This is a genomic window from Streptomyces sp. NRRL S-1022 (genome assembly GCF_000720135.1).
Classification (GTDB): domain Bacteria; phylum Actinomycetota; class Actinomycetes; order Streptomycetales; family Streptomycetaceae; genus Streptomyces.
This window is the reverse complement of record NZ_JOIU01000018.1, coordinates 76,301-90,572: the sequence shown is the minus strand read 5'-3', so window position 1 is coordinate 90,572 and position 14,272 is coordinate 76,301. Positions and strand designations below refer to the sequence as shown.

11 protein-coding genes are annotated in these 14,272 nt (G+C 68.0%); 6 read left to right on the top strand and 5 right to left on the bottom strand.

Going from position 1 to position 14,272, the window contains the following annotated elements:
• Positions 1–1,626, bottom strand: a complete 1,626-nt coding sequence (locus IG05_RS0125580) for a peptide ABC transporter substrate-binding protein (RefSeq protein ID WP_030346151.1) — start codon at positions 1,624–1,626, stop codon at positions 1–3.
• Between the two features lie 467 nt (positions 1,627–2,093).
• Between IG05_RS0125580 and IG05_RS0125575 the strand changes: the two genes are divergently transcribed.
• The 6 genes from IG05_RS0125575 (at position 2,094) to IG05_RS0125550 (ending at position 9,129) form a co-directional block, all read left to right on the top strand.
• The gene (locus IG05_RS0125575) at positions 2,094–3,122 is read left to right on the top strand and encodes an ABC transporter permease (protein ID WP_030346146.1); all 1,029 of its coding nucleotides are present in this window, start codon (positions 2,094–2,096) and stop codon (positions 3,120–3,122) included.
• Positions 3,123–3,200: 78 nt separating this feature from the next.
• A complete protein-coding gene (locus IG05_RS0125570; RefSeq protein ID WP_030346144.1) occupies positions 3,201–4,985 on the top strand; it encodes an ABC transporter substrate-binding protein in 1,785 nt (594 codons plus the stop codon).
• 84 nt (positions 4,986–5,069) lie between these two features.
• The gene (locus tag IG05_RS0125565) at positions 5,070–6,050 is read left to right on the top strand and encodes an ABC transporter permease (protein WP_030346142.1); all 981 of its coding nucleotides are present in this window, start codon (positions 5,070–5,072) and stop codon (positions 6,048–6,050) included.
• A 10-nt stretch (positions 6,051–6,060) separates the two neighbouring features.
• The gene (locus IG05_RS0125560; RefSeq protein ID WP_030346141.1) at positions 6,061–7,086 is read left to right on the top strand and encodes an ABC transporter ATP-binding protein; all 1,026 of its coding nucleotides are present in this window, start codon (positions 6,061–6,063) and stop codon (positions 7,084–7,086) included.
• A 26-nt stretch (positions 7,087–7,112) separates the two neighbouring features.
• On the top strand, positions 7,113–8,156 hold the full coding sequence (locus IG05_RS0125555; protein ID WP_030346139.1) for an ABC transporter ATP-binding protein: 1,044 nt from the start codon (positions 7,113–7,115) through the stop codon (positions 8,154–8,156).
• A gap of 232 nt (positions 8,157–8,388) precedes the next feature.
• Positions 8,389–9,129 carry a class I SAM-dependent methyltransferase gene (locus IG05_RS0125550; RefSeq protein WP_030346137.1) on the top strand — a complete coding sequence of 247 codons (741 nt, stop codon included), beginning with the start codon at positions 8,389–8,391 and terminating at the stop codon, positions 9,127–9,129.
• A 40-nt stretch (positions 9,130–9,169) separates the two neighbouring features.
• On the opposite strand, the gene IG05_RS0125545 is transcribed toward IG05_RS0125550, so the two are convergent.
• The 4 genes from IG05_RS0125545 to IG05_RS0125530 all read right to left on the bottom strand — a co-directional run bounded on the left by IG05_RS0125545 (position 9,170) and on the right by IG05_RS0125530 (position 14,242).
• Positions 9,170–10,285, bottom strand: a complete 1,116-nt coding sequence (locus IG05_RS0125545; RefSeq protein WP_030346136.1) for an ABC transporter ATP-binding protein — start codon at positions 10,283–10,285, stop codon at positions 9,170–9,172.
• A complete protein-coding gene (locus IG05_RS0125540; RefSeq protein ID WP_030346135.1) occupies positions 10,282–11,358 on the bottom strand; it encodes an ABC transporter ATP-binding protein in 1,077 nt (358 codons plus the stop codon). Before IG05_RS0125540 ends, IG05_RS0125545 begins: the two co-directional genes overlap by 4 nt.
• Before the next feature lie 15 nt (positions 11,359–11,373).
• A complete protein-coding gene (locus IG05_RS0125535) occupies positions 11,374–12,351 on the bottom strand; it encodes an ABC transporter permease (RefSeq protein ID WP_030346133.1) in 978 nt (325 codons plus the stop codon).
• 94 nt (positions 12,352–12,445) lie between these two features.
• Positions 12,446–14,242, bottom strand: a complete 1,797-nt coding sequence (locus IG05_RS0125530; RefSeq protein ID WP_030346131.1) for an ABC transporter substrate-binding protein — start codon at positions 14,240–14,242, stop codon at positions 12,446–12,448.
• Positions 14,243–14,272 lie beyond the last annotated feature (30 nt).

Genomic DNA, 14,272 nt, shown 5'->3' with positions numbered 1-14,272 from the left:
TCAGCCGACCTTGATCTCGTTGTAGACCGGGACGCTGAAGGGGTTGAGCGCCACGTCGGACAGCCGGTCGGAGTAGCCGGCGCTGCCGTTCTGGTACCACAGCGGGATGGCGGCCATGTGGTCCCGGACGGCCTCCTCCGCCCGCTGGAACAGCCGGACGGCCCCGGCCCGGTCGGTCTCGGCGTTGGCCCGGTCCACGAGCCGGTCGAATTGCCGGTTCGACCACTTGCCGTCGTTGGAGGAGGCGTCGGTGTAGTAGAGCGGCTGCAGGAAGTTCTGGATGAGCGGGTAGTCCATCTGCCAGCCGGCCCGGAAGGGCCCGGGCATCTTGTGCCGGCCGATCCGGTTGCGGAAGTCCGCGAAGGTGCCGACGGGGTTGCCGACGCAGGCCCTGCCGTCGCCGAGGGCGTTGTTGATGGAGTTGCACACGGCGTCCACCCACTCCTTGTGCGAGCCCGTGTCCGCGTTGTAGGTGATCCGGACCTGGCCGCCGGGGATCCCGCCGCCCTCCTCGATCAGCTTCTTCGCCCCGGCCGGGTCGTAGTCGCAGGCCCTGCCGCACAGGCCGGCCTTGTAGCCGCCGTCCACGCCGAGGACGGGCGAGGTCCAGTCGGTCGCGGGGGTGCGGGTCCTGTCGAAGATCGTCTCGGTGATCTGCTTCCGGTTGATCGCCATGGACAGGCCGGTGCGGACCTTCTCCGCGCCCGGCTTGTTCCAGGCCTTGTCGTAGTAGGGGAAGGCGAGGGTCTGGATGATGCCGGCCGGGGTGTTGATGTAGCGGTCGCCCAGGTCGCTCCGGACGTTCTTCAGCTGGGCGGCGGGCACGTCGTCCACGAGGTCGAGGTTGCCGGCCATCAGATCGGTGTAGGCGGTGTTGTTGTCCGTGTACACCATCAGGTCCACGCCGCCGTTGCGGGCCTTGTCGGGGCCGGGGTAGCCGTCCCACTTCCGCAGGGACATCCGCGAGCCCTTCATATAGGAGTCGACGGTGTAGGGACCGTTGCCGACCGGCCTGCTCAGCCAGGCCGCGTGGTCGGTGAAGAAGGCGCGGGGCAGCGGGGCGAAGGCCGCGTAGCCGAGGGTGTCGGGGAAGCCGGAGAACGTCTGGCGCAGCCTGACGGTGAAGGTGCGGTCGTCCACCACCTTCAGCCCGGACAGGGTCTCGGCGGTCTGGGCGCCGCTGCTGGGGTGGACCTTGTCGTAGCCGTCGACGTAACCGAAGAAGTAGGCGTTCTTCTGGTTGTGCCGCAGGCTCGCCCCGTAGTTCCAGGCGTCGACGAAGGAACGGGCGGTGACCTTCTCGCCGTCGGAGAAGGTCCAGCCGCGCTTCACCCGGATCGTGAAGTTCCGCGAGTCGGTGGTGCGGATGGACTCGGCGAGCATGTCGGTGGCCCTGCCGGTCCTCGGGTCGTACTTCTTCAGGCCCCGGAAGATCATGTCGAGGACCTTGCCGCCCTGCACCTCGTTGGTGTTGGCCGGCTCCAGCGGGTTCTGCGGGTCGCCCCAGGAGGAGCTGAGCACCGCGCCGCCGGTGCCGCCGCCTGAGCCGCCGCCCCCGCAGCCGGCCGCGGCGAGTGCCACCGTCACCGCGCACACGGCCCCTCGGGCGCGCGTGACTCCCCGCATGCCGTGCCTCCTCCGTACGCACCGATCCGATACCGGTCAATACCATCACATAAGGCATTTATCGCACGCTTGCCGCCCGATTGAACGGCCTATGGAGGGACACGTCATCCGAATGCAGGCACCGTCCGCCCGCCGCTCTGATGATCTTGGGTGTCATGCGCAATAGATCTCCGCGTAACGATGCCGAAACGTTGGATTGGGGCGGGGGGTTGTACGCATTTCGACACACCACCGTCCGCATATCGAACTCCTTGCCCGAATTGCCCAGTTGGTCCGATGTGAAGCACGGATTGATTACAGCGCGCTACCCGCGTAGCTACGGAATGACCAAGACAGAGCAAAGAAGGTAAAGACGCAACCAAGGCGGCCGAGAATTTATTGACCTTGAATGAATTGCGTTGAAAAAGTCCGGCGTAGCCCGTAGGGGAGCGCCCTGCGGAGCCTTGACCCACAAGGCACGGAGCATCATGACCCCCGCAACCCCTTCCCCGGCCGCCCCACTTGAGGTGACCGACGAAGACAGCCCCGTATCGGCGAAGCCCGGCACCCCCAAGGGCAGCGAAAGCCGTTCTCCGGGACGGCTGGCCTGGACCCGCTTCAAGCGGGACCGGACGGGCGTCATATCCGCCCTTGTGGTGATCTTCTTCTTCGTCGTCGGCGTCCTCGCGCCGCTCATAGCCAAGGTGTACGGCAAGGACCCGTACACCACCTACGGCATGAACACCCCGGGCCTGCTGAACGAGTTCAACTACCCGGTCAAGCCCAACGGCGGCATCAGCTCCGACTTCTGGTTCGGCATCGAGCCGCAGCTCGGGCGCGACGTCTTCACGTTCCTGCTCTACGGCATCCGCAACTCGCTGCTGATCGCGACCGCCGCAGCCCTGCTGACGACCCTGCTCGGCGTCGTCATCGGCATCACCGCCGGCTACCTGGGCGGCAAGACCGACTACCTCGTCGGCCGCGTGATCGACATCCTGCTGGCGTTCCCGCAGACCCTGTTCTTCATCGCCTTCTGGCCCGTGGTCATGGCGATCTTCGTCTCGCCGGAGGAGAACACCCCGGTCTGGCTGACCGTCACCAGCCTCATCCTCGTGATGACGGCCTTCGGCTGGGCCTCCATCGCCCGACTGCTGCGCGGCGAGGTCCTCGCCCTGCGCGAGCGGGAGTTCGTCGAGGCGGCCAAGGTCACCGGCGCCTCCCCGGCCCGCATCATCTTCAAGGAACTGCTGCCCAACCTCTGGACGCCGATCCTGATCCAGTCCACGCTCCTGCTGCCCACGTACGTCACGGCGGAAGCGGGCCTCGCCTTCCTCGGCGTCGGCCTCACGGACCCCACCCCCGACTGGGGCGTGATGATCCAGAACGGCGCCAAGGTGTACCAGGACGACATCACCTTCATGCTCTTCCCGGGCCTGACCATGGTGATCTTCGTGGTCGCCTTCAACCTCCTCGGCGACTCGGTCCGCGACGCCCTGGACCCCAAGACCAAGCGCTGACGCGTCATCCCCGGCCACGGCGACGGGGCCCGGCCGGGGTCCAGCACCACTTCGTTCCTCCACCAGAACAGGCCAGCCATGTCCTTTTCCCGCAGAAACTTCCTGATCGCCACCTCAGTCGCGGCCGCGGGCTCGACCGTGCTGTCCGCGTGCAGCAGCGGTGACGCGGGCGGCAGCGGCGGCACCCCGAGTGCCGGCGCCACGGAGTACACCGGTGCCAAGGTCACCGTCGGCACCGCGGCCGACTCCACCGGCCCGGCCCCGGAGATCCCCGGCGCGAAGACGGGCGGCACGATCCGCGGCCTGGCCCCGGACGACTTCTCGCACCTGGACCCGCAGCGCATCTACTACGCGTACAACTCCACCGTCGCGCTGCTGCTGCACCGCTGCCTGACCGGCTACAAGATCGACGCCTCCGGCAAGCAGAAGCTGGTCGGCGACCTGGCCACCGACACCGGCAAGGCCTCCGACGACAACAAGACCTGGACCTTCACGCTGAAGGAGGGTCTGAAGTGGGAGGACGGCAGCGAGCTGACCGTCGAGGACGTCCGCCACGGCTTCGAGCGCGCCTGGGCGCCGTTCGTCACCGAGGGCGCCGACTACGCGCAGCGTGCGCTGACCGGCAAGGGCGGCAAGTGGCGTGACGGGTACGAGGGCCCGTACAAGGGCAAGCACCTCGACTCGATCGTCACGGACAAGGCGAAGCGGACGATCACCTTCAAGCTGGCCGAGTCGAAGCCGGACTTCAACTTCACCCTGGCCATGCACTCCTACGCCGCGGTGCCGGTGAAGCTGGACACCAAGGAGAAGTACGACAAGAAGCCGGTCGCCTGCGGCCCGTACAAGATCAAGGCTCACACCACCGACAAGTCGATGGTGCTGATCCGCAACAAGAACTGGGACCCGAAGACCGACTCGATCCGCAACGCCTACCCGGACGGCTTCGAGTTCACCTTCGGCGTCGAGATACTGGACTCGACTGACCGCCTTATCGCCTCCCAGGGCGACGACGCGTACGGTGTCTCGATCTACAAGGGCGTGCCCGCCGAGCGCATCCAGAAGGTCCTCACCGACCCGGACCTGAAGAAGCGCACCTTCAACGGCCTGATCACCGGCACCTACTTCTACTGGATCAACACCAAGCGCGTGACGGACCTCAAGGTCCGCCAGGCCCTGATCCACGCGTGGCCGCTGCAGCAGATCCGGCAGATCTACGGCGGCCCGTCCGCCGGTGAGTTCGCGACCTCGACCATCAGCCCCGACATCATCGGCTACCAGAAGACCGATGTGTACAACAAGCTGAAGAAGCCGCAGGGCGACCCGGAGGCCGCGAAGAAGCTGCTGAAGGAGGCCGGCAAGGAGGGTCAGAAGATCGTTTACGCCTTCCCGAACGACCCGACCTACAACAAGACCAAGGTCGTCATCGAGAACGCCCTGAAGGCGGCCGGCTTCACCCCGGTCATCAAGCCGATCGACTCCACGTCGTACTACGACCAGATCCAGCAGGTCGACAACAGCTACGACGTGATGTGGGGCGGTTGGTCCCCGGACTGGCCGACCGCCTACACGATGCTCCAGCCGCTGTACGACGGCGAGGCCATCGGTAACGGCAAGAACAACGTGTCGCAGACGAACGTCGACTGGATCAACGAGGGCATCAAGAAGAACGCGGTCATGCCCGACCAGGAGGAGGCCGGCAAGGCCTGGATGGCGCTGGACAAGCGGATCATGGAGGAGGTCGCTCCGCTCATCCCCGAGTCGTTCACCCGCCGCTTCTACGTCTACGGCAACAAGGTCGGCGGCGCCCAGTTCGACCCGAACTTCTCGGCGACCCTGCTGTACAAGACCTTCGTCAAGGCCTGACGTACGGCCCCCTAGGTGGGGCGGCCCAGGTGCCGCCCCGCCGTCTCACCCCCCTACGGCATCCGTCAGGAAATCCCAACTGCCATGTTCCGCTTCCTCGTCCGCCGGATCCTCGGCGCCGCGGTGATCCTGCTGATCATCAGTGCCCTGGTGTTCGTCCTGTTCTACGCCGCTCCGCGCGACCCCGCCCGCATCGCGTGCGGCAAGGTCTGCACCCCAGAGACGCTGGCCCTGGTGAAGAAGAACCTGGGGATCGCCGACCCGCTCCCCGTGCAGTACTGGGAATGGCTCAAGGGCCTGTTCGTGGGGCGGGACTACAGTTCGTTCGGGCACTGTGACGCGCCCTGCCTGGGCTACTCGTTCCAGAGCCGCGAGCCGGTGCTGGACACCATCCTGGACCGCTTCCCCACCACGGTCTCCCTGTCCATCGGCAGCGCCGTCGTCTTCCTGATCTTCGGCGTCGGCACCGGCATGCTGGCCGCCGTCAAGCAGGGCAAGGCGCTGGACAAGATCGCCAGCTCCGCCTCGCTGGTCGCGTCCTCGATGCAGATCTACGTCGTCGGTGTCTTCGCCACCTACCTGCTGGTCGACCAGCTGCACCTGCTGGACCGGGCCAGCTACACGCCCTTCACGGACAACCCGGGCAAGTGGTTCTCGGGCCTGCTGGTGCCGTGGCTGGTGCTGTCGCTGATCTTCACCGCGAACTACACGCGTATGACGCGCTCGCAGATGGTCGAGTCGCTCACGCAGGACTACGTCCGCACCGCCCGCGCCAAGGGCCTGTCGCGCCGCACGGTGTTCTTCCGCTTCGCCTGGCGCGGCGCCATGGGCCCGATCATCACCATCTTCGGCCTCGACCTCGGTGTGCTGCTCGGCGGCGCGATCATCACGGAGTCGACCTTCAGCCTCCAGGGCCTCGGCATGCTCTCGGTGAAGGCGGTCGGTACCAACGACCTGCCGATGCTGCTCGGCGTCGTCCTGGTCGCCGCCGCCGCGATCGTCGTCTTCAACATCATCGTGGACGCCGTCTACGCCCTGATCGACCCGCGCGTGCGCCTCGCTTAAGGAGAGACCCATGAGCACCCCCTTCCTCTCCGTCCGCGACCTCAAGGTGCACTTCTCCACCGAGGACGGCATCGTCAAGGCCGTCGACGGGCTCTCCTTCGACCTGGAGAAGGGCAAGACCCTCGGTATCGTCGGCGAGTCCGGCTCCGGCAAGTCCGTCACCAACATGGCGATCATGGGCCTGCACGACCCGCGCAACACCGCCCTCGACGGCGAGATCCTGCTCGACGACAAGGAGCTGATCACCGCCTCCGAGAAGGAGCTGGAACGGCTCCGCGGCAACAAGATGTCGATGATCTTCCAGGACGCGCTGGCCTCGCTGTCGCCGTACCACACCATCGGCGCGCAGATCGCCGAGACGTACCGGAAGCACACCGGCAGCACCAAGCGCGAGGCCCGGGTCCGCGCGATCGAGATGCTGCGCCGGGTCGGCATCCCGCAGCCGGACGCCCGGGTGGACGACTACCCGCACCAGTTCTCCGGCGGTATGCGCCAGCGCGCGATGATCGCCATGGCGCTGGTCTGCGACCCCGAGCTGCTCATCGCCGACGAGCCGACCACGGCCCTCGACGTGACGGTCCAGGCGCAGATCATGGACCTGCTCAAGGACCTCCAGCAGGAGTTCGGCACCGCCATCATCTTCATCACGCACGACCTCGGTGTCATCGCCGACATCGCGGACGACGTGCTGGTGATGTACGGCGGCCGGTGCGTGGAGCGCGGGACGAAGAAGGAAGTGCTGCGGGACCCGAAGCACCCGTACACGCTGGGGCTGCTCGGTTCGATGCCGGCGCTGGACGGGCCGGTCGACGTCCCCCTGTCGCCGATTCCCGGCTCGCCGCCCTCCCTGCTCAACCCGCCGTCCGGCTGCCGCTTCCACCCCCGCTGCGCGTTCGCCGACAAGGTGGCCGGCGGGCGGTGCTCCAGCGAGCGGCCCGCGCTGGACGTCGTGGACGGGCGGGGTGCGGCCTGCCACCTGACGCCGGAGCAGAAGCGCGAGTTGTTCACCGACTACGCCGCCGCCCGCACCCACTGACGGATTTCAGACGGGACTTCACCACCATGAGCAGCACCACCCCCCTCCTGGACGTCTCCGGGCTCACCAAGCACTTCCCGATCAAGGGCGGCTTCCCCATCAAGCGGACGGTCGGCGCCGTGCAGGCCGTCGACGGCCTGGACTTCCAGGTGGCCGAGGGCGAGAGCCTGGGCCTGGTCGGCGAGTCGGGCTGTGGCAAGTCGACCACGGGCCGGCTGATCACCCGCCTGATGGAGCCGACCAGCGGCACGATCACCTACCGCGGGCAGGACATCACGCATGCCGGCCGCAGGCAGCTGGCGCCGATCCGCTCCGAGATCCAGATGATCTTCCAGGACCCGTACGCCTCGCTGAACCCGCGGCAGACGGTCGGCAAGATCATCTCCGGTCCCATGGAGATCAACGGCATCAACCCGCCCGGCGGCCACGAGAAGCGCGTGCGCGAGCTGCTGGAGATCGTCGGTCTCAACCCGGAGCACTACAACCGCTTCCCGCACGAGTTCTCCGGCGGCCAGCGCCAGCGCATCGGCGTGGCCCGCGCCCTCGCGCTGGAGCCGAAGCTGATCGTCGCCGACGAGCCGGTCTCCGCCCTGGACGTCTCCATCCAGGCGCAGGTGGTCAACCTGCTCCAGCAGGTCCAGAAGGACCTCGGCATCGCGTTCGTGTTCATCGCCCACGACCTGGCGATCGTGCGGCACTTCTCCCAGCGCGTCGCGGTCATGTACCTGGGCAAGATCGTCGAGATCGCCGACCGCGACGACCTGTACAACAACCCCCGGCACCCGTACACGCGGGCCCTGCTGTCCGCCGTGCCCGAGGCCACGGTGGACGAGGAGCCGCGTGAGCGCATCCGCCTGACCGGCGATGTGCCGTCGCCGATCAACCCGCCGTCCGGCTGCCGCTTCCGCACCCGGTGCTGGAAGGCGACCGAGAAGTGCGCGACGGAGGCCCCGCCGCTGGTCCAGGTGACGGGCGACGAGCCCGGCCACCTGACGGCGTGCCACTACCCGGAGACGGCCGACACCGTGCCCGCCCCGCGCCTCTCCAAGGACCCCGAGGCGGCGGCCTGACACACCCCTTTCCGTCAGCCGCCCCCTTGCGGAGCGGACTTTCACCGGCCCATTGACCCGAGCCCATGAACGTCCGGTCCAGGGGACGAGGGCCCGCGCCTCCCCAGGCACGGGCCCTCTTCGCGGTTCCGGGCCGGAATTCCGGATCGCTCAACGCCCGTGCCGTTCGGGGGAGTTCAAGAACTGCCCGGTTCCTGACACACCGTTCAGCATCCTGTGTCAGACTGCCGCGGTGGTGGATCACGTCTATGCCGATCTCTCGCTGGCCGCGCTGTACGACAGCCTCAACCCCTGGGGACCGGGTGACGACTTCTACCTCGGACTGCTGCGGCAGGCCGGGTCCGTGCTGGACATCGGGTGCGGCACCGGGCAGCTGCTGCGGCGGGCCCGGGCCGAGGGGCACGGGGGGCGGCTGACGGGACTCGATCCGGCCGCCGCCATGCTGGTCCAGGCGCGGCGGGCCCGGCCGGACGTCGAGTGGGTGCTCGGCGACGTGCGGGTGCGGTGCTGGCGGCCGGAGTTCGACCTGGTCGTCATGACCGGGCACGCCTTCCAGGAACTGGTGACGGACGAGGAGATCCGGGTCTGCCTGCGCGCCGCCCGCTCGGCCCTGGCGGACGGTGGACGCTTCGTCTTCGAGACCCGCAATCCGGGCGTCCGCCCCTGGGAGCGCTGGACCCCGGAGCGGGTGTACGAGGTCACCGACGCCGACGGCGCCCCGGTGAAGGTGTGGCACGAGGTCGGGACCGTCGCCCCGGACCGCGGCCGGGTGCGGTTCACCGAGACCTACACCGCCCCCCGCTGGCCCGCCCCCCGGGTCGTCCCCGGCGTCCTGCGCTTCCTCGACCCGGACCGCCTCCGGGCCTTCCTCACGGAGGCGGGCCTGAGCGTCGTCGCACAGTACGGCGACTGGGACCGGTCGCCGCTGACCCCCGGCTCCCCGGAGATCATCACGGTGACCGGCCGGGCCTAGCGGGCGGGGGCCTGGCGGAACGGCCGGCCGGGCCGCTGTCCTAGTCCCGGTCCTCCTCCAGCGCCGTCAGCGCCGGGTCCAGGACGATGTCCTCCTCGCGGGCGGTGGTCGGCTCCTCCGGGAAGTGGCAGGCCGTCAGGTGGCCCTCGTGGTTGCCGGAGATCATCAGCAGCGGGGGTTCCTCGGCCGCGCACTTGTCCTGTGCCTTCCAGCAGCGGGTGCGGAAGCGGCAGCCGGACGGCGGGGAGATAGGGGACGGCACGTCGCCGGCGAGCCGGATACGCTCGCGCGCGGTCGCCTCCCCTGCCGTCAGGGTCACCTCGGGGACGGCGGACAGCAGGGCGTGGGTGTAGGGGTGGCGCGGGCGGGTGTAGATGGAGTCGCGGTCGCCCACCTCGATGATCTTTCCGAGGTACATGACGGCGACACGCTGGGAGAAGTGCCGCACGATCGCCAGGTCGTGGGCGATGAACACGAACGCGATGCCGAGGTCCTTCTGCACCTGCTGGAGCAGGTTGACGACCTGGGCCTGGATGGAGACGTCCAGGGCGGAGACCGGCTCGTCGGCGACGATCAGCTTCGGCTCCAGCGCGAGGGCGCGGGCCACACCGATGCGCTGGCGCTGGCCGCCGGAGAACTCGTGCGGGAAGCGGTTGTAGTGCTCCGGGTTGAGACCGACGGTCTCCAGGAGTTCACGGACCCGCTTCTCCCGGCCGCCGGGCGGGTTGATGCCGTTGATCTCCATGGGACCGGAGATGATCTTGCCGACCGTCTGCCGCGGGTTCAGCGACGAGTACGGATCCTGGAAGATCATCTGGATCTCGGAGCGGATCGGCGCGAGCTGCCTGCGGGTGGCGTGGCTGATGTCCTGTCCGCGGTAGGTGACCGTGCCGCTGGTCGGTTCCATCAGGCGGGTGATCAGCCGGCCCGTGGTCGACTTGCCGCAGCCCGACTCGCCGACCAGGCCGAAGCTCTCCCCCGCGTGCACGGTCAGGTCGAGGCCGTCGACGGCCTGGACCTGCCCGACCGTCCGGCGGATCGGGAAGCCGCCCTTGACCGGGAAGTGCTTGACCAGCCCCGAGACCGTGAGCAGCGGCTCGGCCGCCGCGTCGGCACCGGCCTCCCGGGTGGCGGGGAGGACGAGGTCCTCTTTCATGACGGGTCCTCCTGGCCCAGTCGGGGCCTGATCTCTTCGACGAAGATGGTTCGCTTCTGCTCCGCGCTCAGATGGCACGCCGAGGAGCGGTCCGGTGCCAGCAGGGGCCGCTCGGTGGTGCAGCGGTTGCCGCCGACCCGGTCCCGGAAGGTGCACCGGGGATGGAAACGGCAGCCGGACGGCGGGGTGAGCAGACTCGGCGGGGTGCCGGGGATGGGCGAGAGCGGGGTGCCGAGGTCGGAGTCCAGCCGGGGCATGGAGTTCAGCAGGCCCCAGGTGTACGGGTGCCGCGGGGAGCGCAGGACCTCGTCGACCGTGCCGCGTTCCACCGCCCGGCCCGCGTACATCACCATGATGTCGTCGGCCACGTCGGCGATGACCCCGAGGTCGTGGGTGATGAAGACGATCGCCGTGCCGAACTCCCGCTGGAGGTCCTTGAGCAGGTCCAGGATCTGGGCCTGCACGGTCACGTCCAGGGCCGTGGTCGGTTCGTCGGCGATCAGCAGGTCCGGGTCGCAGACCAGCGCCATGGCGATCATCGCGCGCTGGCGCATACCGCCGGAGAACTGGTGCGGGTAGTCCCGGGCGCGCTCCTTGGGATTGGGGATGCCGACCTTGGCGAGCATCTCCACGGCCCGTTCCCAGGCGGCCTTCTTCGAGGCGCCGGAGTGCTTCATGTACGGCTCGGCGATCTGCCGGCCGATCGTGTAGAAGGGCGACAGCGCGGTGAGCGGGTCCTGGAAGATCATCGCCACCCTGTTGCCGCGGAGCTTCTCCATCTCCTTCTCGGTGGCGGTGATGAGTTCCTTGCCGTCGAAAACGATCTCCCCGTCGATCGTCGTGAACAGCGGGTCGTGCAGCCCGAGGATCGTCAGGTTGGTGACCGACTTGCCCGAGCCCGACTCGCCCACGATGCCGAGGGTCTTCCCGCGGTGCAGGTCGAAGGACAGGCCGTCGACGGCCTTGACCGGACCGTCCTCGGTGGAGAACGTCACCTGGAGATCGCGCACCGAGAGGAATCCGTCCGGCCCGGTCGGGGCCGGTGCGCCCTCGGCCTTGGTCACTGTGGTCACGATGGCTGGTTCTTCCTAGGAGAGCCGGATGCGGGGGTCGATCCACGCGTAGGTGATGTCGGTCAGGATGTTGATGACGAGGATGAAGAAGGCGCCGAACAGCATGACCCCCATCGTCAGCGGCAGGTCCTTGTTGACCGCGCCGTCCACGGCGAGCCGGCCGATCCCCTGGAGGGAGAAGGTCAGTTCGGTGACGACGGCACCGCCCAGCATGGAGCTGACGTCGATGCCGAGCACGGTGACGATCGGGATCAGCGAGCCACGCCAGGCGTAGCGCAGGAAGACGTACTTGCGTGACATGCCCTTGGCCCGGGCGGTGCGCACATGGTCCTCGGCGAGCTGCTCGATCATCGACGAGCGCGCCATACGGGTGTACTGCGCGGTGAAGATCGTGGCCATCACGCACACCGGGATCGACATCCCGACGAACCAGCCGACCGGGTCCTGGGTGAGGGGCACGTACTTCGGGTCCTCCATCCAGCCGGTGCTGTAGACGAGGATGGTCAGCACGATCGGGCCGAGGAAGTAGATCTGGAAGGAACTGAGCACCATGGAGGCGCCGGTGGCGACCTTGTCGACCATCGTGCCGCGCCGGTACGCGGCGATCATGCCGGCGCCGACGCCGACGAGGAGGAAGACGACCGCACCGCCGGCGGTCAGGGTGAGGGTCAGCGGGAACCGGTCCATGATGGTGCTCCAGACCATGTCCCCCGAGTAGAACGACACGCCCAGGCAGGGGGCCGAGCAGTGCCCGGTCGGGAAGTCACGGCCCGTCACGATGCCGGTCATGAAGTCCCAGAACTGCTGGGCGAGGGGCAGGTCGAGCCCGAGGGCCTCCCGGATGTCCGCCAGCCGCTGGGGCGAACAGTCCTTGCCGCAGGCCAGGGAGGCGTAGTCGGAGGGTGCGGCCACGAAGAGGAAGAAGGTCGCCGCCCCGATGAGGAAGAGCGTGACGAAGGCGCCGACCGTGCGCCGGATGATGAACTGAAGCATGGCGGGCTGGCTGCTCTCTGCGACAGACGGTGGGTGGGTGCGCTCGGAGCGGGGGCGCGCCCGCTGTGAGCGCACCCCCGTCGTCAGCCGCGGATCACGACGACTTCAGGAACAGCCTGTTGATGTCGATGAGGCTGGACACCGAGCCGTAGCGGGCACCGCCCACGTTGGAGCCGGAGATCTGGAACTGCTTCGTGTACCACAGCGGAGCCGCCGGGATCACGTTCTCCAGCAGGTAGTGCTGGGCTTCCTTCCACGTCTTGGCGGCCTCGGCCGGCTCCTGGGTCAGCGCCTTCTTGATGAGGGCGTCGACCTTGGGGTCCTTGACGTGCGAGTAGTTCGAGGAGCCGTCGGCGACCTGCGAGCCGTCGTAGATCGGGGTGACGACCGTGCCCGGGGACGGCCAGTCCTGGCCCCAGCCGGTGATGTAGATGTCGTACGGGTTCTTCAGCTTGCCGATCTGCTCGTAGTAGCTCGCCGAGTCGACCTCCTTGGCGACGACGTCGAAGCCGACCTTGGTCAGCGCGTCCTCGATGGCGACCTTGCGCTTCTGGCCGGCCTCGCTGTTGGGGTAGGCGAAGACGAGCTTCTTCTCGCCGGCCGGGACGCCGCCGAGGATCTCCTTGGCCTTGGCGATGTTGCCCTGCGGTGTCTTCAGCCGGCCGTAGGGGTCGTAGCCCGCCTCGTAGCCGGGGAGCGTCGGCGCGAAGTAGTTCGGGGCGACGTCACCGCCATAGGCACCGCCCTCGCCGGCGATGAGGGACTTGGAGTTGACCGCGTAGGTGACGGCCTGGCGGACCTTCTTGTCCTTGACCCGGTCGAGGTTGAAGGTCAGGCACATGACGTAGGGCTGGTAGCCCTTGACCGTGCGCTTGCTGGCGTCGGGGTTGTTGATGACGTCCTGGATCTGGGTGGCCTCGACGCCGTTGGTGAGCTGGATGGCGTTCTTGTTGTCGCCCTCGTCGGCGATCAGGCGCTTGGTCTGGGTGGACTCGGTGACGCCGAACTGGATGGTGAAGCCGTCGGCGTACTGGTGGCGCACGGAGTCGGTCTTCGGGTCCCAGTCGGTGTTCTTCACCAGCTTCAGGATCTTGCCGGCCTTGTTCTCGGCGATCTTGTACGGGCCGGTGGCGACCGGCTTCTTCTCGTACCGCTCCTTGGTGTCGCCCTTCGCCGGGACGACGGCGTAGCCGGCCATGGCGAGGGTCTGCGGCAGGTCCGGGCGCGGCTGGTCGAAGTGGAAGACCACCGTCTTGTCGTCCGGGGTGTCCAGCACCGAGGCCGGCAGGTGCTTGCCGTCGAAGCCGCCGCCGGGCAGGGCCTTGCGGTAGTCGGCGCCGCTCAGCCAGGTCTGGAGGTAGGTCGGGCCGTCGAAGATGAACTTGGCGTAGGTGCGCTCGATGCTGTGCCGGACGTCGGACGAGGTGATGGGGTTGCCGTTCTCGTCCTTGATCCCGTCCTTCAGCGTGAACGTCCAGGTCTTGCCGCCGTCGGTGGACTTGCCGGAGTCGGTGGCGAGGTCACCGGCGACGGACACGTCGCCCTTGTCGTCCTCCTGGAACTGGGTCAGGCGGCGGAAGAGCAGGTTGGCGACCTGGCCGGCGTCGGAGACGTAGATCTGGCCGGGGTCCAGGTGGGACAGGCCCGCCTCCTGGTACACCGTGATCGTGCCGCCGGGTTTGGCGCCGGGCACGTCCTTGGCGGGGCCGGTCGATCCCGCGGCATCGGCATAGGTGACCGCCTTCGACTGGACCGCAGCCTCCTTCTGGTCCTTCTTGGAGTCCTTGCCGGACTTGCCGCCCTCGTTCTTGGAACAGGCCGTGAGAGCAAGGGAGCCGGCCGTAAGGGCGATCACGACGGCACGCGCTCCGCGGGCGCGATGAGACATCATGTGGCGAATCCACCTACCTGTCGGTTGTTA